This window comes from Hymenobacter miniatus, from assembly GCF_016427455.1.
GTDB lineage: Bacteria > Bacteroidota > Bacteroidia > Cytophagales > Hymenobacteraceae > Hymenobacter > Hymenobacter armeniacus.
The window spans coordinates 44,018-63,892 of record NZ_JAELXR010000015.1 but is presented as its reverse complement, the minus strand read 5'-3'; the positions used below and the strand labels follow the sequence as shown (position 1 = coordinate 63,892).

The window sequence follows — 19,875 nt, the reverse complement described above, 5'->3', positions numbered from 1 at the left end:
AGGAAGCCAATGGAGGCACAAAGTAAACGCCCGTAGCCAGGACTCATCAAAAAGCCCCACAGCTTGCAAACAGGCTGTGGGGCTTGGAGACGAAAAATTGGTGATTAGCGCACCGTGATTTTAAACGTATAAAATCCCGTTGCCCCGCCGGCGGCGGCATTGGTTTTCACAAAGTTGGCATCCAGAAGCTTGTCCCGGCACAGCTTTTCCTGCGCCGCCGAAACGTTGCCGGAAACTTTGGTAACAGCAAGTACCTCACCGTCGTCAGAAATCTTGATTTTAAAGCGAATTTGGCCGGAATTGTCATCCACAGCCTCTACCTGCGGCGTGCTCTCAAAACGCCAGCCGCTCATTTCCAGACCGCCGCTGCCGGGGCTGCTGCCGCTGCCCCCACGACCCGGGGCGCCGTACAGGGCCTTGGCGTCGAGGGAACCATTGGGGTCGCCTTGGTCGCCCACGGTACCGGGACGGTCGCCGTTGTTGTTGCCGGTAGGCGTGTTGCTGCTGCCGTTCACGCCGTTGCCGCCCCCGGTAGCGTTGCCTTTGGGCGAGAACGTCACGGCCACCTGCCGCTTGGGCTTGGGCGCCACTTTCACTTCTTCCTTGGGCGGTGCGGGCGTTTCCACGGGCGCTTCCGAAACGGGGCTTTCCTCGGCCTCACTGGTGATGATTTTTTCCTGCGAGGGTGGCGTGGGGTCGGGCGTGGCCGCAGCGGCAGGGCGCGGCTGCGGGTCGGGACTGGCCACGGGCGGGCGGCTGTCCTCGCGGTTCGGCGAGTTGTTGGCCGTGGCCATGCTTTGCACGTCGCCAGAACCGGCGGGGTCGAGGCCGTAGTTCAACTCGACGCCATCGCCGCCCCCCAGCGGCTGCAGCGGCGGGTTGGGGCCCTGGAACACCATGAAAATAAACAACAGCAGCAGCACCCCGTGCACAACCAGGGTGCCAATGAGGCCTTCGCGCCGGTGCGGTTCTTGATAGTCGATAGCCATGGGAATGATACGCTAATCGTTCGGATGACGGCTTATTTGCCGGCCGCCTGCTGGGCCTGGGTGGCCATCACCATTTTCAGCTTGAGCCGGTTGCCAATCTCCAGAATGTCAACCAGCTTCTGAACATTCAACGAATTATCCACGCGCAGCACCACCGTGGGCTGCTCCTGGGTGGGCGCCGAGCCCACCAGGGCCACCAGTTCCGATTCCACTGCGGTGGGGTTCACCGGCTTTTTGTTCACGTAGTACACGCCGGCCGCATCCACCGAAATGGTGATGGGCTGCTTCATCACCTGCTTGCTCGACTTGGCATTGGGCAGGAGCAGCTTGATGACGTTGGGGTTTACCAGCGTGGAGGCAATCAGAAAGAACAGCATCAGGAAAAACATGATGTCGTTCATGGCCCCGGTTTCGACGTGCGAGGTAAGGCGGTGGCGGCGGGAAAGGTTCATGCGCTGATGTGCAAAGGGCTTGATGTGCAAATGTGCTGAAGGCTGCGACCACCGCAGCACCTCAGCACATTAAACAACCAGCAAATCAATTAATTGTCCTGGAGGATGTCCATGAACTCAATGGCCGAATTTTCCATCCGGAACACCATGCGCTCAACCAAAATGCTCAGCCAGTGGTAGCCCACGTGGGCGATGATGCCCACAATGAGGCCCGTGGCCGAGGTCACCAGCTTCACGTACAGGCCGTCGGCCACCTGCGGAATGCCGAACTCCTTGGTGGCGGCAATGGAATAGAAAATTTTGATAACCCCAATGATGGTGCCCACGAAGCCAATCATGGGCGCAATACCGGCAATGATGCCCAGGATGCTGATGTTCTTTTCGAGGCGCGCAATTTCAATCTTGCCTACGTTTTCCACGCTGGTTTCAATTTCCTTGAGCGGCAGGCCGATGCGGCGCAGGCCTTTTTCGACCATGCGGGCCAGCGGCGAAGCGGTTTGCGCGCACAGCAGCTTGGCACCGGCTAGGTCGCCTTTTACCATGAGCGAGCGGATGCCGTTCATGAAGGTATCGGGGTCGCCGGCGGCGCGGCGAATGGTGAAGTAGCGCTCGATGATGATGTAAACCGAGAGGATGGAAAGCGCCACCAGCGGAATCATAATCCAACCGCCGCGCAGCAGCAGGTCGATAACCGGGACGCTGGTGCTGGCAATGGGCGCAGCGGTAGTAACAGTATCGGCAGCGGTGGGAACCACCTGCAGGAAGAATGCGGACATGAAAAGGATTAAAATTTCAACGTATTGTAGTCGCAGTGCGTGCTCACGCGCAGACGCTGGGCTTCGCGCTGGGCCGAGGCCAGGTCGGCGTAGTCGCCGGCCGTGAGGCGGAACAGCCGGCTGCCAAAAGGCGGCAGGATGATGCGGGCATTATGACCGTTGCGGGCCAGAATTTTGCGGCCCTTTTCGGCGTTGGCCAAGCTGCCGTAGGCGCCGGCAATGACGTAGTAACGCCCCGTGCGGTTTTTAATTGTCACCGAGTTGGTGGCCGCGGTTGCTTTGGCCTTGGGCGGCGCGGGCGCAACCGGTGCCGGAGCAACGGCGGGCTTGGCAGCCGCAACCGGGGTTTCTACCGTTTTGGCCAAAGCTTTGGGCTCAGTCACCGGCGTTGTTTCGGCAACCGTAGCTGCCGGCTCTACTGTCTTGGCGGTTGGGTTCTCCAGTGTGGGGATGGGTTGAGCCACAGGAGCAACGGACGCCGATGCTTCAGGCGCGGTGAGCGGCGTCAGGCCGTCGGCAGCCGTTTCGGCGCTGGTAAAGGTGCGCTGGCCCAACGTGGCCTGCTGGGGTTCGGACAGGGAGGCGGCACCCGAAGTGCGCTGCTGCGCCCATTCCAGCTTGGGCAGTTGACTTTGCCACTTAGCCGAAACCATGTTGCGGTTTACCAGAAACTGGTAGTTGGCCAAAAAAAGCAGCCCCGCCGCCAAGGCAATGATGCCGCCCGGCAGCAGACGCGCCACGCGGGTGCGCCGCGTAGAGGCGCCGCGCAAAGCCGGCTGCGGGCGCTTGCTGCGGGCGTCGTTGGCCCGCACGGGGCGCGCAACCAGCTCGGGCAGCCCATAAGCGGAGGCCAGCAGGTTGTCGGAACCAGTGTATTCGAAAGCCAGGCCGCGGCCGGCGGCCCGACGGAAAATCCCGATGCCGGGCAGTTCGGTGCGGTTGGTTTCGTCGAGTTCCTGCTTGAGGCCGGCCACGGCGGCGCGCACGGCTTCGCGGGCTTGCGCGATGGGCAGGCCCAGGTGCTGGCTCAGGGCGTCGACGAGCAAGCCGTCGTTGCGGGTCAGGGCTTGGTTGAAGGCCACCAGCTTGGTGGGCGGGCCCAGGGCCTGGCGGCCGGGCTGCACGCGAGCCGGCGAAGCATCAGCCACCAATCCTCCAAAATCCGGAATAATCACGCAGTCGTGGTCGCGGAGCAAAGGACGGATGTGGTCGGCTAAATGCATTGTATCAATTAAAAGTTATGAGTTAACAGCTGCGAGTCATCGGGCTACGGCTCATTGCGTTAGCTGCAATTTGCTTCGTAACCGCGGACCTGTTTCTGTCACCTCAGAAAGTGTAGCTCGCGCCGCCAATGACGTTAATGCCCTTCACCGGATAGCCGTAAAAGCGCTGGTATTGGCGGTTTGCGAGGTTATTACCCATTACAAAGATGGATATTTTTGGCGTAATGCGGTAATCGGCGCGCAGGTTTAGGTCGATGATGGGGTCGGTGGCCCGGTAAAAATCGGGCACGCGGGCGGCGCCCGCCACGGAGGCCGGGCGGTAGCTGATGCCGTAGCTGGCCGAGAAAAAGTACCCTTCCACGCCCACCATCAGCTTCTCGAACACGTTGTAGGTGCCAAAAACGGAGGCCTGGTACTCGGGCCGGTGAAACGGCTGGGGCAGGTTTTTGAGGGCGTATTTGTTGAAATCCATCCGGGTGCCGAGGCGGAATTTTTCGGCGGCGTTGTACAGCAGCTCGCCGTGCAGGTTGAGCACGCCGGTGGCGTTCTGGTCGTACACGAGGTCGAAGCGGCTGGGGTCGATGGGGTTGTTGAGGTAGAAATAGAGGTTGCGGTCGCGGGCGTAGGTGGCGCGGGCGTTGAACTCAAGCCCGCGGGCCGGCGTGGAGGTGAAACCGGCGTAGATAGTAGGCCCGCGGTGCGTATCAGCTACGTTCAGGCCGCGGTTCAGCCAAGGGTTTTCGGTGGTCAGGTCGTAGCGGGTCACGCGCTGCAATGAGCCGCCCAGGCCCGCATACACCATAAATTTCTCGGGCTCGATGGTGTAGCCCAGGCGCACGGCGGGGTAAATCACCGCCTTGCTCACGTTGGTGGCCGAGTCGGAGGAATAGCCCAGTGTGGCGCCTACCGAAAAGGCAATGTTGTTGCGCATAAACTCGTAGGCCGGCGTCGCCTGCACGAACGTGCGCGTGCGGGTCACCTGTTCGGCGGCCACGTTCGGCTTGGCCGGGGCCAGGTCTTTCTCGGCAATAAAGGAAGCTTCGCCGTTCAGCGTGATGCGGCTCGACTCGCCCAGGGCGTAGCCCAGCTTGGCGTTCAGGCGCACGTCGTTTTCGTTGGCGGCAAAGATGTCGCTCCAGTAGCGGTAGCCCAGGCTGGCGTCGTACTGCAGCACCTGCTCGGGGTCGCGGTTGTGGGCGTACCCCTTCACGGCAAAGCGGTTGAACACCTGCTTGATGTCGCCGGCTTCGGGCGTGGCCACGGGCGTGCCGTTGGCGGCCTTTTCGTAGCCATAGAAGTTGTAGCGCTCCCGGCCCAGGTCCAGGTTGGCCCCGAAGGCCGCGGTGCCGCGGTACAGCTCGCCCATGAGGTGGGCACTGGTTTCGGCCACGCTGGAGTTTTTCCCGTCCACGGGGCCGTTCAGGGAGTTGACGTGCTTCACGTCGAGGCCGTAGGCGTGGTCGGTGTTGCGGGTGCTGTGGAAATAGCCCCGGCCGTAGAACGTGCCGTAGTTGCCGATGCCCACTTTCACCAGGTTGCCGGTGAGCGGCGTGGGCTCCTCGGCCCGAATGGTCAGCACCTTCACCGAAGGATTCAGGCGGTCGGCTGGCAGGCGAAAGTCGGGGAAGGTGTAGGTGACTTTGCGCTCGGTCTGGGGCGGCGCCGGTAGCGCGATTTTGGAGAAGTTGCGGGTTGCTTCGGGCAGCTGGTTCACCCGCTCCTTCACGATTTCAATCTCGGCCTCTTCAATCTTGCCGGTGGTTTTGCCCTTGGTGGGCTGGGCCATGGCGGCGGGCGCGGCGGCCCCCACCAGCACGGCGGCCAAGGCAAGCCCCGCGCCCCGGCGCGCTTTCGACGACGTATTATTAGTTGACAAACGCTTCATCAGCAATCAATTATTCAGTGAGTAAATGCGCCGATGTTAGCGCTGGGTGGCCGTATCGGCCGGGGCGGTGGTGGTGCCGCGCAGGTTGGTGCGGGGCACGGCGGCTTTGCCCTTGGTGGGGGCCGGCGTGGGGGCCGGCTTGCCAGTGGGCGCGGGCGTTTTGGCCGGAGCCTTGGCAGGTGCCTTCGGGGTGGTTTTGGGCTCGGCGGGTTCTTCGGGCTGGTCGGCACCCAGGGTTTTGAGGCGCTGCTTGGCCGCCTCCACCACTTCGGCCACCGGGAAATTGTTGTCAATGAGCGAATTCAGCGTGCCGCGGGCCTGGAAGTTGTCGCCTTCGGCCGCGTACACATCGGCCACCAGCAAGAAGGCCCGGCCCTGCCACAGCGCGTAGCTGCTGTAGTTGGCATTCACCTTGAGGGCGGCGGCAATGGCCTCCTCGTTTTTCTTTTGCTTAAACAGCGTCTGGGCCAGGAAATACTGGGCTTCGGCCCCGTTCACGTCGTTGGGCGCGGCCGTGACGGCGGCAGCCAGCTCGGTCGCGGCCTGGTCGTAGTTCTCGGCGCGGTAGCTGGCCTTGCCCAGGTACAGCAACGCGGCGTTGGTCGCGTTGGCGGTGGCGCCGGCCTGGGCACGTAGCTCTTCGGCCACGCGGCGGGTGCCGGCGTAGTCGCCCACTTCGTAGAGGCTGCGCATCTGGCCCAGGGTGGCGTTGGCCACCTCGCGGCGGTTGGTGCTGGCGCCGCGCAGGCGCTCGTAGTATTTGGCGGCCTCGGCGTAGTTTTTGTTTTCGAACTCCAGGTCGGCGAGGCGGCCCACGGCGCGGTTCAGAAACTCGCTTTTGCCTTCGGTCACCACGTCGCGCAAGCGGGCCAGGCCCTGCTGCCGGTCGCCGGTTTTCACGTAAGAATCGGCCAGGAAGAAGCGGGCATCCGGCCCCAGGGCCGACTGCGGGTACTGCTTCAAGTACGACTCCAGGCGCAGAATGGCGGGCTTGTATTTCTCAGCCAGATACAGCGACTTCGCCGCTTCGAACTCCACGCTTTCGGTGGCCTTGCTGTCCGGGTTTTGAATCTTGAAAGACGCCAGCGCGGCGTCGAATTCCTCCGTGCGGCCTAGGGCCGTCAGGCTTTCCTGCAGGCTGTAGATGGCCTGCGACGCGGCTTCGCTGCGCGGGTAGTCCGTCAGCACTTTCTGGAAGTCGGCCACGGCTTTTTCCTGCTGCTGCAGGTTGGCGTAGGCCACGCCGCGCTTTTGCAGGGCCTGCGGCATAAGCGGGCTGTTGGGGCGGTTGGCAATCAGCCTGGTGAAGCCGTCCACGGCCGGCTGGTACTCGCCGGCCTCAAACGATAGCTGCGCCTGCTGAAACACCGCCTCCTCGGCGTAGCGCGAGTTGGGGCTGGTTTTGAGCAGGGCCGCCAGGGTCGAGCTGGCTTCGTCGCGGCGGCCCATCAGGCCTAGCGTGCGGCCTTTTTGGTAGTAGGCGTAGTCTTTGTCGGCGGCGTTGGCCTTGATGACCTTGTCGTACAAATCCAGCGCTTGCTGGTAGCTTTTGGCCACGTAGTAGGTATCGGCCAGGCGCAGCGTAGCGTCGTAGTAGTTCGGGTCCGAGGGCTTGGCGTCGCTGTCGCTCACATAGGCCTGGAACTGCGGCCGGGCGCGGTCGTACTGCTTGGTGTTGTAGTAGGCATAGCCCAGGCCGTAGCGGGCTTTCTGCTCAAAGTCGGCCTCTTCGGGGCTCACGCCGCCCTGCCGGGCCGAGCGGGCCGCCGCTACGTAGGCCGTGATGGCCTCCTGGTACTTCTGGCCCACGCTGAAAATTTCGCCCCGCAGCACCTGGGCCGCCGCGCGGAGGGCGTCGTCGGCCGGGTATTTCAGCGACTTGTCCAGCAGCGGCAGCGCCTCGGAGTAATTGCCGTTGTTGTAGAGCGTGGCGGCCTGCGAGTAGGCCACGCGCTGGTAGGTGGCGTCCAGCTTGGCGCTGCGGTCTTCCAGGCCTTCGAGGTAAGTCAGTGCCTGGTTGTAGTCGGTCGAGGACAGGAAGCTGTTGCTCAGCAGGTCGTCGACGATGGGCTGGTTTTTGGAGCGGGGAAACTTCTTGCGGAAATCGCGCAGCACGGCAATGGTTTCGGGCAGATTGCCCTGCTCGTACTGCACCTGGCCCAGCTTGAGCGTGGCGTTTTCGGCAATGCCCTTGTCAAACGTCGACTGCCGCGCCGCCTCAAAGGCCGTGACCGCCTGCGGCTTCTGGTTGGTCTGCAGGTAGCTCAGGCCCAGATGGTAGGCGGCATTCTGGCCCAGCGAGTCGCGGCGCACGGCCACGTTGCGCAGGCTGGCGATGGCGCCCTTGAAGTCGCCCATCTTGTAGTTGGCAAAGCCAATTTTGTACTGCAGCGCCGGCTCAATTTTGCCCTTGTGAATGGCCGCGTACTTATCGAAGTTCTCGGCCGCCTCCTTGTATTGGCCTTTCTGGTAGTAGGCGTCGCCGAGCAGCAGCTGGATTTCGTCGGAGTTCTGCGGCGGCGGGGTGTTTTGCAGGGCCTTGGTGGCGTAGCCAATCAGGCCATCGAAGTTGCCTTCGCGGTAATAAATCTGGGTCATTACGGCCGGCACCACGGGCTGGTAGGCATCGTTCTGCTCGGCCACGGCCAAGTCGGTGCGGGCCGCGGCGTAATCGCCGGCGCGGTAGGCCAAGTAGCCCGCGTAATACGAGCTGGCGTACTTGTACTGGCTTTGCACCTGCTTGTTGCGGTCGAAAAGCAGGCGGGCCTTTTCGTAGTCCTTTTGCTCAAAATAGCTGTAGGCCAGCTTGAAGTCCGACTCGGCGCGCTGGTCATTGCTAAGGTTGTCGGGCGCTACCTTCTGGAAATAGCGAATGGCGGCCTCGTAGTTTTTCTGGTCGAAATAGAACTTGCCCAGTTCGAAATAGGCCGCCGCGGCGCGCGGATGGGCCGGGTGCTGCGCCGCAAAATCGAGGATGAGGCCTTCGGCGTCGGGGTGCGAGAGGTAGAGGCCGCTCACGGCCACGTAATACTCGGCGTCGGCGGTGCGGTCGCGGGCCGCGGCGCCGCCCTGGCTGGTGTGCACCGGCTCGATGGCCAGGTACTGCCGAAAGGCCTCCTGCGCGGCCCCGTACTGGCCGCGGTCAAACAGCTCCAACCCTTCCTGAAAATGCCGTTCGTCGGACGCAAAAACCTGGGACTGCTGGGCCTGCGCTGCCAGCGGGGCCGCCGCGCTCAGGGCGGCGGCTAGCGCCAGCCGGGGAAATAGCTTCATGTAAATACCTTGCGTGGAGGGGCCGCACCGGGCCCGGGAACTGGCCAAAAGTAGCGATAAATGCCCGTAGGTTGCCCCGCTAACGGCAAATTAGGGGTTTCATTGCCAACCCGGGGCCGCAGCGGGGCACTCAGAAGCGGCAGTAGTCCACGCTGCCCGTCATCTCGGCCCAGCGGGCCGACAGAAATTTGGCGTAGGCTAGCGGCGTCAGGCCATAGGCGCCCAGCGCGTACCCTTCGTTCACTTCCACTACTACCGTCGCGCCGGTGGCGGTAGCCGCTACGTCCAGCGCAAAAGCCGCCGGCGCCTCGGGCAAATATGCCGCCAGGGCCTGCTCCACTACTTGCTGGTCGAAGTGGGCACGCCAGTCGCCTTTGTACGGCCGCACATCCAGCACTTGGCCGTAGCGCACAAAGCAGCGCCATTCGGCAACCATTCGCACGGGGTCGGCACACCACACCGGTGTATCCTCATACTGGTCGCCACACCCCACTAAGTCCCCGATTCGGCGCACCAGTACGCCCGTAAACTTTTTGGTTTCGTGCATCGGCTTCACGAATACCGGCCACAGGCTGGCATCGGCCGCCACGGCATTGATGGTACTCTGCCACAGCCGCCGCCCCAGAAACGGGCGCAGCGCCGCCGGGTAGCCCAGTTCGGGCGGCACCGGCCGGCCCAGCGCCCGCAGGCTGGCCCGCACGGCCGCAATGTGGCCCACCACCACCTCATCCGGCGCATGCTCGCACACAGGCTCGGCATCGGTGTAAGGCACGATTTCCCAGCCCATCTGCTGGAAGCCGTCCATTGCCAGGTAGTTGTTGACGCTTTGCGGAATGCCGCGATGGAAGTGAATGTGGGCGCGCATGAGAGCTTGAAATAAACGACTGACGAAAGTACAGTTGCCGTTGGATGAAGTTTCGGGGCTGTTGATTGGCTTGCGGAGCCATTGACAGCATTTCCGGAGCCACTGAATGCCTTGCGGAACCGTTGGACGTATCTCCAGAGGCGTTGACTGGCTTACGGAAGCGTTGACTGGCTTTTCAGCCCTTGCCTGTCTGAAATGACTTCGTGGTCCCGAACCACGGAGGGGCGGGCCCCGCCCCTACAACAAAGCCCCGGCAGCAGGTGCTACCGGGGCTTTTTCCAATTGAAGCGTCGTTCGACTACTTGAACTTGGGCACGTTGGGCAGGTTCAGGTTGCCGTTTTTGTAGCGCTTGTAGAGGTACGCGGCACCGGCGGCCAGCAGGGCGCCTTTGACCAGGCTGCCGCCCGTAGAACCACCGGCACGCGTGCCGTCTTCGTTTGTGCGGCCGCCAAACAGGCCGGCAATCATGCCACCAAGGGTATTGCTCATGAGTGAAATCAGGTTTAAGGTGAAATACCCGCCTTCTACGCCCCCGCCGGGCCGGTTGTTACCCCAGCACCCCGGCCGGCACCGGGTGCAATATCAGCCACACCAGTTCCCGCAGAATTTCGGCGTCGTCCATCGAGCCGCTTTCAATGCCTTTGCTCTGGGCATCGGCCCGCCGGATGTCGTGAATGATGCCCACCACCCGCTCTATAGGGTAGGCGCGCAGGGCCTGCTGGTATTCCTTCTGGGCAAAGCTGTTCAGGATGCCCAGGCTTTTGTACACGCCATCGGGCGGGTTGGCGCCGGCCTGATGCAGCACCAGCAGCTTGGTAAAGAAGTTGAACAGCAGCGTGAGGTTCGGTATCAACGGGTTGGCTTTGGGATTGGCGGCGAAATAGCCCAGAATGCGGTTGGCCTTCAGCACGTCGCGCTGCACCAGGGCTTTTTGCAGCTCAAAAATGTTGTAGTCTTTGCTGATGCCCACCAGCCGCTGCACCAGCTCTTCGTCGATGGGCTGGTTGGGCTTGAGGTTGAGCACCAATTTGTCTACCTCATTGGCCAGCCGGCCCAAATCGGCCCCGATGTACTCGGCCAGCATGGCGGTGGCCTGCCCCGTGATTTGCAGGTTGCGCGCCCGCACGTTGGCCGTGAGCCACTGCGGCACCTGGCTGTCGTAGAGCTTTTTGCTGGTCATCAGCACGGCCGGCGAGTCCTTGCCCGCGAGCAGCTTGCCCAGCTTTTTGCGGCTGTCGAGGGTTTTGTGCTTGTAGCAAAACACCAGCACGGTGCTGGGCAGCGGGTTTTTGAGGTAAGCCTCCAGAAAAGGCCAGCTCCGCTCCTGCTCCAGGTCGGCCACGGTCTGGGCTTCCTTCACGAGGACGACGCTGCGCTCGGCCATCATGGGAAAGCGCTTGGCCTGGCCCAGAATGGCCGTCACGTCCACGTCCTTGCCATACACCACCACCTGGTTGAAGCTGCGCTCGTGCTCGGCCAGCGCCGTTTTCTCAATTAAATCGGCCACCGCGTCGATGTAGTACGGCTCTTCGCCTTGCAAAAAATACACGGGCTGAAACTGCCGTTGCTGCAGCTGCTTGAGGATGGCGTCGGCTTCGAGTATCAAGGGGGGAACGGCTGAATGGGTGAATGAGTGAATGGATAGAGGGGCCATTCTTCCGGGCTGGCAAAGGTAAAGCCACCTAGTACCTTTGCGGACGAGGGCGCAACCGCGCAACGCCGCATTGGAAATATGCCCCGAAGCACGCCACGTTACTCATTTACTCATTTACGCATTTACCCCTTGGATTTCATTCCTGAACTAACCTGGCGCGGCATGTACCACGACGCCATGCCCGGCACCGCCGAGCACCTGGCCACGAATGCCCCCATCACCGGCTACATCGGCTTCGACCCCACGGCGGCCTCGCTGCACATCGGCAACCTGGCCACCATCATGCTGCTGGTGCACCTGCAGCGCGCCGGCCACCGCCCCGTGGCCCTGGTGGGCGGCGCCACCGGCATGATTGGCGACCCCAGCGGCAAATCGGCCGAGCGCAACCTGCTCGACGAAGAAACCCTGCGCCGCAACCAAGCCGGCATCCGGGCCCAGCTGGAGAAGTTTCTGGATTTCTCCGAAGGCCCCACCGGCGCGCTGGTCGTGAACAACTACGACTGGTTCAAGGACTTCGGCTTTCTACAGTTTCTGCGCGAGGTGGGCAAACACCTCACCGTGAATTATATGATGGCCAAGGACTCGGTGAAGCGCCGCATTGGCGGCGGCGAGGACGGCGACAGCGGCGGCATCAGCTACACCGAGTTCAGCTACCAGCTGCTGCAGGGCTACGACTTCGTGCACCTCAACAAAACCCTCGGCGTGACCCTGCAAATGGGCGCCAGCGACCAGTGGGGCAACATCACCACCGGCACCGAGCTCATTCGCCGCATGGCCAACGCTGAAGGCACCGAAGCCAAGGCCTATGCCCTCACCGGCCAGCTCATCACCAAAGCCGACGGGACCAAGTACGGCAAGTCTGAAACCGGTACCGTGTGGCTCGACCCCGCCCTCACCACGCCCTACCACTTCTACCAGTTTTTCCTGCGCGCCGAAGACGCCGACGCCCCGCGCCTCATTCGCGTGTTCACGCTGCTGAGCCAAGCGGAAATCGAGGCCCTCGAAGCCGAGCACGCCCAAAACCCCGGCCTCAAAACCCTGCAGAAAGCCCTGGCCAAGGACGTCACCATTCGGGTGCACTCCGAAGCTGCCTACGAGGCCGCCGTGGCCGCGTCCGAGGTGCTGTTTGGCAAAGGCGGCGACCTGAGCACCCTGGCCGAAGCCACGCTGCTCGACGCCTTTGCCGGCCTGCCGCACCTGCGCGTGCCCCGCGCCGCCACCGCCGACCTCAACGTGGCCGTGCTCCTGAGCGACGCCACCGAGAAGCAGATTTTGCCCTCGCGCGGCGAAGCCCGCAAGCTCATCCAGTCCAACGGTCTGAGCGTGAACGGCGCCAAGCTCACCTCGCCCGAAACCCCGGTCCCCGACCTGGCCCCGCTGCACGGCAAGTACCTGGTGGTAAAAAAGGGCAAGAAGGACTACTTCCTGGTAGAATTGGTGTAAACAAGTCGCGCGTCAGGCGGGCACCGCCCATGCCCGACGCACCCAGGCACCACAAAAAAAGGCCCCGCCAGTTGGCGGGGCCTTTTTCGTCATCTACAACATTCGCCGAATCCGGCGAATCCGTGATTACTTTTTCTTGGCAGGAGCAGCTTTCTTGGCAGCAGCAGGAGCAGCCTTCTTGGCGGCGGGAGCGGCCTTCTTGGCACCACCGGCAGCAGGAGCCTTAGCGGCACCGGCAGCGGCGTTCTTGGTGTTCTGCACCTCGGTGCGGAACGCCTGAGCCATCGTCTTCAGCTCCTGCATGCCTTTGCGCACGCGGGTGCCGGCGGCAGCGTTCTGCTTGTCATAGAATTTCGAGAAATCGTCTTCCAGCGACATTACGAGGTCCTTCAATTTACCAAAGTTGTTCATTGGGGTTTGGGGTTTGGGGGTGAAAAATGAGCGTATTAAGCGGTTAAGCCGGCCCTAATATACAGGGATTTCAAATGCAAGCAAGTTTTTCACTTTTTTTTCAAAACCCTCTTCCCGGCTTTCAGAGGCCGATTTTCGGAAAAAAAACCTTGATTCCAGCAAGTAGCGCTAAACCCCTTAGCTTAGAATAGTTCAAAAACAAAAGCGCCGACTTCCCTCTCGGGAAGCCGGCGCCATGTGCCTTGGCGGGCCGTTTTAGGCGGTTTGCGTGGCCGCGGGGGCTTTGCTGTAAAGACCCTTATCGAGCTTGGTCGCCACGGCCTCAAACGCCGCAATCGTTTCTTGTACGTCCTCCAACGTGTGCACCGCCGTGGGGATAAGGCGGAGCATAATCACGCCCTTGGGCACCACCGGATACACCACGATGGAGCAGAAAATGCCGTGATTCTCGCGTAAATCGAAGGTTAGGGCCGTAGCGTCGGGAATTTCGCCGTTCAGGAACACGGGCGTCACCGGCGACTCGGTGGTGCCGATGTTGAAGCCTTTTTCCTTCAGGCCGCTTTGCAGGGCGCGCACCACGGTCCAGAGGTTTTCGCGGTATTCGGGGTGGTTGCGAATCAGCTCCAGGCGCTTCAGGGCACCAATTACGAGGGGCATGGGCAGCGATTTGGCGAAAATCTGGCTGCGCATATTGTAACGCAAATATTCAATAACGCTTTCCGGCCCGGCCACGAACGCGCCGATGCTGGCCATGCTCTTGGCGAAGGTGTAAAAAATTAGGTCTACGCCCTCTACGCAGCCCAAATGTTCGGCCGTTCCGGCGCCCGTGGGGCCCAGCGTGCCAAAACCATGAGCATCGTCGACGAAGATGCGGAAGTCGTACTTTTTCTTCAGCTCCACGATTTCGCGCAGCTTGCCCAGGTTGCCCGACATGCCGAACATGCCCTCCGTAATCACGAGGATGCCGCCGCCGGTTTCGTCGGTGAGGCGCTTGGCGCGCTCCAGCTGCTTTTCGAGGTTGGCGATGTCGTTATGAGGAAACACGAAGCGCTTGCCTTGGTGCAGGCGCACGCCGTCGATGATGCAGGCGTGCGACTCGGCGTCGTACACAATGGCGTCGTGGCGGCTCACCAGCGCGTCGATGATGCTCACCACGCCCTGGTAGCCGAAGTTGAGCAGCAGGGCGCTGGGCTTGTGCACGAAATCGGCCAGCTCGTTCTCCAGCTGCTCGTGCAGGGTCGAGTTGCCGCTCATGATGCGCGCGCCCATGGGATAGGCCATGCCGTAATCGGTGGCACCTTCGCGGTCGGCCTGGCGCACTTCGGGGTGGTTGGCGAGGCCCAGGTAGTTGTTGAGGCTCCAGGTCAGCACTTCTTTGCCCCGGAACATCATGCGCGGCTTGATTTCGCCTTCGAGCTTGGGGAACGTGAAATAGCCGTGGGCGTAGTGCGAGTGCGAGCCGAGCGGGCCGCGGTTCGCCGAAATCCGGTCGAAAATATCCACTGAAAAAACGGTATGGAGGTGAAGTAAAGGGCGGTAAGCAGGTGAAATGGTCAATTTTCAAAAACCCAATACCTGCCTAATCACAAAGGTAACCCCGGGCCGCCGTTGTACATAATTTGGGCTTAATAACGGTTTGGCAGGGCCGATGTTTGAGGAGGGCGCGCGCTTAGCCCGTTTCTTTGCGCCAGACTTTAGCGAAACGGCGCAAATCCGGCCCTCGGGCGTCGCTCCCCTTTGCCCGACGGCCTGATACGCTCACCATTCTCCGCCCCACTCCCACCCATGAAAAAAATATCCAAGCTGCTCGTCGCCAACCGCGGCGAAATCGCCCTGCGCGTGCTGCGCTCGGCCAAAGAAATGGGCATTGCCACCGTGGCCATCTACTCCGAAGCCGACCGCAACGCCCTGCACGTGCGCTACGCCGACGAGGCCGTGTGCGTGGGCCCGCCCGCCTCAAAAGACAGCTACCTGCGCGGCGACAAAATTCTTGAGGTGTGCCGCGCGCTGGGCGTCGACGCCATTCACCCCGGCTACGGCTTCCTGAGCGAGAATGCCGGCTTCGCGCGCATGGTGCGCGAGGCCGGGCTGATTTTCGTGGGCCCCAGCCCCGAGGCCATGGAAATCATGGGCGACAAGCTCTCGGCCAAGCAGGCCGTGCAAGCCTACAACATTCCGCTGGTGCCGGGCACGGCCGAGGCCATTTCCGACGTGGCGGCGGCCAAGCAGATTGCCGAGGAAGTGGGCTTTCCCATCCTGATTAAAGCCTCGGCCGGCGGCGGCGGCAAGGGCATGCGCATCGTGAACGGGGCCAACGAGTTTGAGGAGCAGATGCAGCTGGCCATCAACGAGGCCGTGTCGGCGTTTGGTGATGGGGCGGTGTTCATTGAGAAGTTCGTGACCGGGCCGCGCCACATCGAGATTCAGGTGCTGGGCGACGAGCACGGCAACATTGTGCACCTCTTCGAGCGCGAGTGCAGCATTCAGCGCCGCCACCAGAAGGTGATTGAGGAAGCGCCCTCGTCGGTGCTCACGCCCGAGCTACGCGCCGAAATGGGCCGCTGCGCCGTCGACGTGGCCCGTGCCTGCAACTACGCCGGGGCTGGCACGGTGGAGTTCCTGCTCGACGACAAACGCAATTTCTACTTCCTGGAGATGAACACCCGCCTGCAGGTGGAGCACCCCGTGACGGAGCAAATCACCGGCCTCGACCTGGTGAAGGAGCAAATCCGCGTGGCGGAGGGCTACCCCTTGCCTTTCGCACAAGAAGACCTCACCATCACCGGCCACGCCCTGGAGCTGCGCGTGTACGCCGAAGACCCGCAAAACAACTTCCTGCCCGACATCGGCACCCTGAGCACCTACGTGCGCCCCCAGGGCCCCGGCGTGCGCGTCGACGACGGTTTTGAGCAGGGCATGGACATTCCGATTTATTACGACCCGATGATTGCCAAGCTGGTCACCTTTGGGGCCGACCGCGCCGAGGCCATTGCCCGCATGCTGCGCGCCATCGAGGAGTATCAAATTACGGGCATTGAAACCACGCTGGCCTTTGGTACCTACGTGCTGACGCACCCTGCCTTCGTGAGCGGCGATTTCGACACCAACTTCATCAAGGACCATTTCACGCCCACCACCCTCGCCCCCGCCGCGCCGGACGAGGCCACGGCCCGGGTTGCCGCCGCGCTCGGTGCCATGCTGCTGGAAACCAAGAAGCCCAAAGCGGCTGCAGCGACTGGTGAAACTACTGGCGCGGAAGCTTCGGGCTGGCGGCGGAATCGGCTGGGGGTGCGGTAGGCCTTGCCGTTATTCTATAAAGCGAAAAGCCCGGCATAAAGCCGGGCTTTTTTATGGGCAATGCATTTATAGTAAACCGTTCTCCTTTAGGGTTGCCAAGAGCGGGCGCGTAAATCAGACGATGCCCACTAGCCCTCTTTAATCCGCGGGTCAAACGCAAAATCTTCCCACCCCACAATCTTCACCTGCCCGAAATCTGGGTGGCGGGTGTTGAGCACGTAGTTGTGCTCGTGGGCAATGATGGACGAGGGCACGCGCAGCACGGCCGCCGTTTGGCGGCGGTACCAATCATCACCCAAAGGCTGGCAGCGGGCGTAGTGGCGCGGCAGCTGCCACTCATCGGGCATCTGGGCCAGCGTCAGCTCCTCGATGGGCAGCGCGTCGGGCACCTCGATGCGGATGACTTTGAAGAGGCTGTTGAGGCCTTCGCCGCTGCGGTGCACCACGTTTTCGAGGCAGGCCAGGGCGCGGCTGCCGGCGGTGTAGATGACCAGCTGGCCGCGCAGGTTCCAGCGGCCGGGGTTGCCGGAGGCCACGAGCTCACCGGCGTACTTGGCCAGGCAGATGCGGTAGATTTCCACTCTACGCCAAGTCGCCGTGGGCAATGCGGTCGACTTCGTCGGCCACCAAGTCGATGCCGCCACTGGTTTCGAGCAGGGCCAGCGGCGGCTGGTTGTCGAGGCCGTAGGCGGGCTTGTCGAGCCAGCGGCGGAAGGCCGGCAGCGCGCCGAACACTTCTTCGCCCTGGCGGGCGAGGGCCAGCAGTTTGAGAACTTGCTCGCTGGCGGCGGGGCCGAGGCGTTTTTTGCCCTCGCGGTAGGCGCGCAGGGTTTTGGTGGTGGTATGCAGGAGGGCAGCCAGTTCGTCGGCGCTGAGCTTGAGCAGGGCGGCCACGTCGAAGGCGATTTTGGCCGGCACACCGGTGCGGGCTTCCATCACGAGGGCAAAGGAATCGGCAACGGTGGCTTGCAGGCCGCGCAGGGCAGGCGAATACACGGCGGCGGGCGGGGTGGCAGTGGCGGTCATGAGTGCAGAATTTATTCTTTCTCAAAGATGGGAAATATTTCCGTAGCAACGGGAAATATTTCCTTTTCGTTTCCTCAAGTAGGTGCGCGCGATGCAGATGGCGGGTGGTCCAACCTGCCATTGTGTGCTTGCGTTAGCCTATTCCACTGCTACTACTCCCCTTTCTATCCTGGGCGGGTGGTAGTGTTTGAACAACACTTTACCCAACCGGTGCCGGAGCTGCCATGAGCGACGGGTTGGCACCGCGCGATGCGCTTGCTGTACGCATGCAGGCTCCGTCGCTTCAACTAGTTTAGTTTATTGCCCCATGCCCACTATCATTACCCGCATCTGGCACGGAGTTACTCTGGCCCAGCATGCCGAGACGTACCTGCACTACCTGAAAAATTCGGGCATTGCCGACTATCAGCGCACCCCGGGCAACCTGGGCGTGCAGGTGCTGCGGCGATTGGAAAACGACCGGTGCCACTTCTGGACCGTCAGCCGCTGGGACAGCTACGAGAGCATCAAGGGCTTTGCCGGCGAGCAGTACGAGCAGGCCCGCTACTATCCGGAGGATGCCCAGTACCTGCTCGAATTCGAGCCCACCGTGCTGCACTGCGAAACCTTCGAGTTCGAGCGCTAATCCCCAGCGCCCTCGTCGGTGTTGCCTCCTGGTGGGCCGGCGCTGCGTATACCGACTGTACTTCCGACGTCATTCACCTATGGTTTTCCAGAAACAGCTGCGGCTGCCGGCCATGCGGCGGGGCTTCCACCTCATCACCGAGCACGTGCTGCGGGAACTGCCCGAACTGGCGCAGGTGCGGGCCGGTCTGTTGCAGGTTTTCATCCAACACACGTCGGCCAGCTTGTGCCTCAACGAGAACGCTGACCCCACGGTGCGCCACGATTTCGAGCAGTTTTTCAACCGTGCGGCGCCCGAGAATGCCCCCTACTTCCACCATACTTCCGAAGGCCCCGACGACATGCCCGCCCACCTAAAAGCCGCGCTGCTGGGCAGCAGCGTGAGCATTCCGGTCGCGAACGGGCGGCTGGCGCTGGGCACCTGGCAGGGCATTTACCTGGGCGAACACCGCGACCACGGCGGCCGCCGCTCACTGGTGCTCACGCTGCTGGGCGCGTGAGGCGGCCCCAGCTGATTCCTTACCGAACGGGAAACATCTTTTCGTCGACCTCGGTCCCCTGGCCCGCCACCCGGCACCAGCCCGCGGCCTTCTTCACGTACACCTCCAGCCGGCGCACTTTGAGGGCCAGGTCGCGCCCATCCACGTTCAGCTGCACATCGGCCAGCCAGTTGACCACGGCCGAAGTACCGCCGTAAACGCGAATGATTTCGGTGCCGGGCACGGGCTTGACGGACTTAAAAATCAGCTTTTCCTTAGTCTGCACGGCTTTGTGTTCCTGGGCCGAAAAGGAGATATCGCCTTTGGCGCCCACCATGATGATGTCGGTGCAGGCGGCCGGGCCGTTGGCTGCGCCGGGGCTGTGCAGCAGCGCCTTTATCTCGCGCCGCTCTTTGGCGTAGCTCACGGTGTCTAGCTGGGCGAAGGCGCGGGTGGTGGCCAGTAGGGAGAGGATGATTAGGCTGGTGGTTTTCATGGTAGCCGCGTTGGTAGTGGGCCAAAAGTACCGGGTGCTGGGGCCGGGAAATAGTATGAAAACGACATCTTTCGCGGGGCATTTACCGCGGGGCCAGCCGCGCCATTAAATACGCAGGTCGTCCTGAATTTTCAGGGGCGACCGCAGCGCTTCCAGCGCCAGGAGCTTGGGCGTGGTGGCGGTGAACTCCTTAAAATCGCGGATTAAGTGCATTTGGTCATAGTAGCCGCTGAGGTGGCTAATGGCGGTCCAGCTGGCCTGGGGCTGATTTACTTTTAGGCGGTAGGCCCTGGAGAAGCGCACCAGACGGGCGAAGAACTTGGGCGAGTAGCCGAGCACGTCCTGGGATTTGCGTTCCAGCTGCCGGGTGCTGAGGCAGGCGAGCGCCGCAATTTCATCGATGGTATAGGCAACCGGCCCGTGCAGCAGTTGGAGGGCCTGCTCGAACGGGCTGGCGGCGGCGGGGCTGACGTTGCGCAGCAGGTAGGCCTCCACAATGTTTTTCAGGGCCAAGGGCTGGGTGGCGGCTTGGAGCTTTTCGCAGACTTCGCGCATCTCCCGGCCGAGCAGGTCGGCCCCGTTGAGGGGCACATTGAGCAGCTCGTGCAGAGGAATGCGCAGGAGGCGAAACAAGCCGCCGGGCCGGAAGGCCACCGACACGAACCGGTGCCGGGTGCCCAGCGCTAAGTCGACTTTGGTGGTTTGGGGCCCCACGATGGTGCAGGCCGGCAGGTCGTGAAACGCTTGCTGCCCCTGCCGGCTGCGGGTGGCGTCGGCGGGGTAAAAGTTGAGGCAGTTTTGGGGCGTAGGCGGAAACGGGGCCAGGCGGCTATGGGCGGGGCCATCGAGCCGAACATCCACCACCATGATGTGGCTCACGAACGGCTGCAAGCTGCGCTGCACTTGGAAGTATTCCGGCTTCATGGGCTCCGGCTTAGGGTGGAATGAGCGCAGCGTTCGCGCTTTTCTACCCCAAGCTAA

At 62.3% G+C, this 19,875-nt stretch carries 18 protein-coding genes and 1 pseudogene; 4 read left to right on the top strand and 15 right to left on the bottom strand.

Annotated elements, in window-relative coordinates; genetic code table 11:
- Positions 1-104: 104 nt before the first annotated feature.
- The 9 genes from JAO73_RS19325 to holA form a co-directional block, all read right to left on the bottom strand.
- Complete coding sequence (locus JAO73_RS19325) at positions 105-989, bottom strand: hypothetical protein (RefSeq protein WP_198978926.1); 885 nt, start codon at positions 987-989, stop codon at positions 105-107.
- A 32-nt stretch (positions 990-1,021) separates the two neighbouring features.
- Complete coding sequence (locus JAO73_RS19320) at positions 1,022-1,441, bottom strand: ExbD/TolR family protein (protein ID WP_190922547.1); 420 nt, start codon at positions 1,439-1,441, stop codon at positions 1,022-1,024.
- A gap of 89 nt (positions 1,442-1,530) precedes the next feature.
- Positions 1,531-2,217, bottom strand: a complete 687-nt coding sequence (locus tag JAO73_RS19315) for a MotA/TolQ/ExbB proton channel family protein (protein ID WP_190922548.1) — start codon at positions 2,215-2,217, stop codon at positions 1,531-1,533.
- Between the two features lie 8 nt (positions 2,218-2,225).
- Entirely contained in the window at positions 2,226-3,440 is a 1,215-nt protein-coding gene (locus tag JAO73_RS19310; protein ID WP_198978925.1) for an HU domain-containing protein, read from the bottom strand.
- A 103-nt stretch (positions 3,441-3,543) separates the two neighbouring features.
- Positions 3,544-5,325 (bottom strand): TonB-dependent receptor, encoded by a 1,782-nt coding sequence (locus tag JAO73_RS19305; RefSeq protein WP_198978924.1) that lies wholly within the window; start codon positions 5,323-5,325, stop codon positions 3,544-3,546.
- Between the two features lie 36 nt (positions 5,326-5,361).
- Positions 5,362-8,598 carry a tetratricopeptide repeat protein gene (locus JAO73_RS19300; protein WP_198978923.1) on the bottom strand — a complete coding sequence of 1,079 codons (3,237 nt, stop codon included), beginning with the start codon at positions 8,596-8,598 and terminating at the stop codon, positions 5,362-5,364.
- Positions 8,599-8,728: 130 nt separating this feature from the next.
- Positions 8,729-9,463, bottom strand: coding sequence for an ATP-grasp domain-containing protein (locus JAO73_RS19295; protein WP_198978922.1), 735 nt, complete (start codon positions 9,461-9,463; stop codon positions 8,729-8,731).
- A gap of 298 nt (positions 9,464-9,761) precedes the next feature.
- Positions 9,762-9,953 carry a hypothetical protein gene (locus JAO73_RS19290; protein WP_190922553.1) on the bottom strand — a complete coding sequence of 64 codons (192 nt, stop codon included), beginning with the start codon at positions 9,951-9,953 and terminating at the stop codon, positions 9,762-9,764.
- 58 nt (positions 9,954-10,011) lie between these two features.
- Complete coding sequence (holA, locus tag JAO73_RS19285) at positions 10,012-11,070, bottom strand: DNA polymerase III subunit delta (RefSeq protein WP_233169294.1); 1,059 nt, start codon at positions 11,068-11,070, stop codon at positions 10,012-10,014.
- A gap of 177 nt (positions 11,071-11,247) precedes the next feature.
- Between holA and tyrS the strand changes: the two genes are divergently transcribed.
- Positions 11,248-12,561, top strand: coding sequence for a tyrosine--tRNA ligase (gene tyrS, locus JAO73_RS19280; RefSeq protein ID WP_198978920.1), 1,314 nt, complete (start codon positions 11,248-11,250; stop codon positions 12,559-12,561).
- Positions 12,562-12,798: 237 nt separating this feature from the next.
- Here tyrS and JAO73_RS23420 read toward each other — a convergent pair.
- Positions 12,799-12,972 (bottom strand): annotated as a pseudogene (locus JAO73_RS23420) (BF3379 family histone-like protein); the annotation flags it as partial.
- A 255-nt stretch (positions 12,973-13,227) separates the two neighbouring features.
- On the bottom strand, positions 13,228-14,475 hold the full coding sequence (locus JAO73_RS19270; RefSeq protein WP_190922557.1) for an aminotransferase class I/II-fold pyridoxal phosphate-dependent enzyme: 1,248 nt from the start codon (positions 14,473-14,475) through the stop codon (positions 13,228-13,230).
- 282 nt (positions 14,476-14,757) lie between these two features.
- Between JAO73_RS19270 and accC the strand changes: the two genes are divergently transcribed.
- Complete coding sequence (gene accC / locus JAO73_RS19265) at positions 14,758-16,269, top strand: acetyl-CoA carboxylase biotin carboxylase subunit (RefSeq protein WP_198978919.1); 1,512 nt, start codon at positions 14,758-14,760, stop codon at positions 16,267-16,269.
- A 128-nt stretch (positions 16,270-16,397) separates the two neighbouring features.
- On the opposite strand, the gene JAO73_RS19260 is transcribed toward accC, so the two are convergent.
- Positions 16,398-16,850 carry an RES family NAD+ phosphorylase gene (locus JAO73_RS19260; protein ID WP_198978918.1) on the bottom strand — a complete coding sequence of 151 codons (453 nt, stop codon included), beginning with the start codon at positions 16,848-16,850 and terminating at the stop codon, positions 16,398-16,400.
- A gap of 1 nt (position 16,851) precedes the next feature.
- The gene (locus JAO73_RS19255) at positions 16,852-17,295 is read right to left on the bottom strand and encodes an Xre family toxin-antitoxin system antitoxin (protein ID WP_198978917.1); all 444 of its coding nucleotides are present in this window, start codon (positions 17,293-17,295) and stop codon (positions 16,852-16,854) included.
- Between the two features lie 307 nt (positions 17,296-17,602).
- Between JAO73_RS19255 and JAO73_RS19250 the strand changes: the two genes are divergently transcribed.
- Together JAO73_RS19250 and JAO73_RS19245 are read left to right on the top strand one after the other, a co-directional pair.
- Entirely contained in the window at positions 17,603-17,920 is a 318-nt protein-coding gene (locus tag JAO73_RS19250) for an antibiotic biosynthesis monooxygenase (protein ID WP_198978916.1), read from the top strand.
- Between the two features lie 79 nt (positions 17,921-17,999).
- Entirely contained in the window at positions 18,000-18,419 is a 420-nt protein-coding gene (locus tag JAO73_RS19245; protein ID WP_198978915.1) for a secondary thiamine-phosphate synthase enzyme YjbQ, read from the top strand.
- Between the two features lie 19 nt (positions 18,420-18,438).
- On the opposite strand, the gene JAO73_RS19240 is transcribed toward JAO73_RS19245, so the two are convergent.
- Both JAO73_RS19240 and JAO73_RS19235 read right to left on the bottom strand, forming a co-directional pair.
- Positions 18,439-18,894 carry a hypothetical protein gene (locus JAO73_RS19240; protein ID WP_198978914.1) on the bottom strand — a complete coding sequence of 152 codons (456 nt, stop codon included), beginning with the start codon at positions 18,892-18,894 and terminating at the stop codon, positions 18,439-18,441.
- A 105-nt stretch (positions 18,895-18,999) separates the two neighbouring features.
- The gene (locus JAO73_RS19235) at positions 19,000-19,818 is read right to left on the bottom strand and encodes a helix-turn-helix domain-containing protein (RefSeq protein WP_198978913.1); all 819 of its coding nucleotides are present in this window, start codon (positions 19,816-19,818) and stop codon (positions 19,000-19,002) included.
- Between the last annotated feature and the right edge of the window lie 57 nt (positions 19,819-19,875).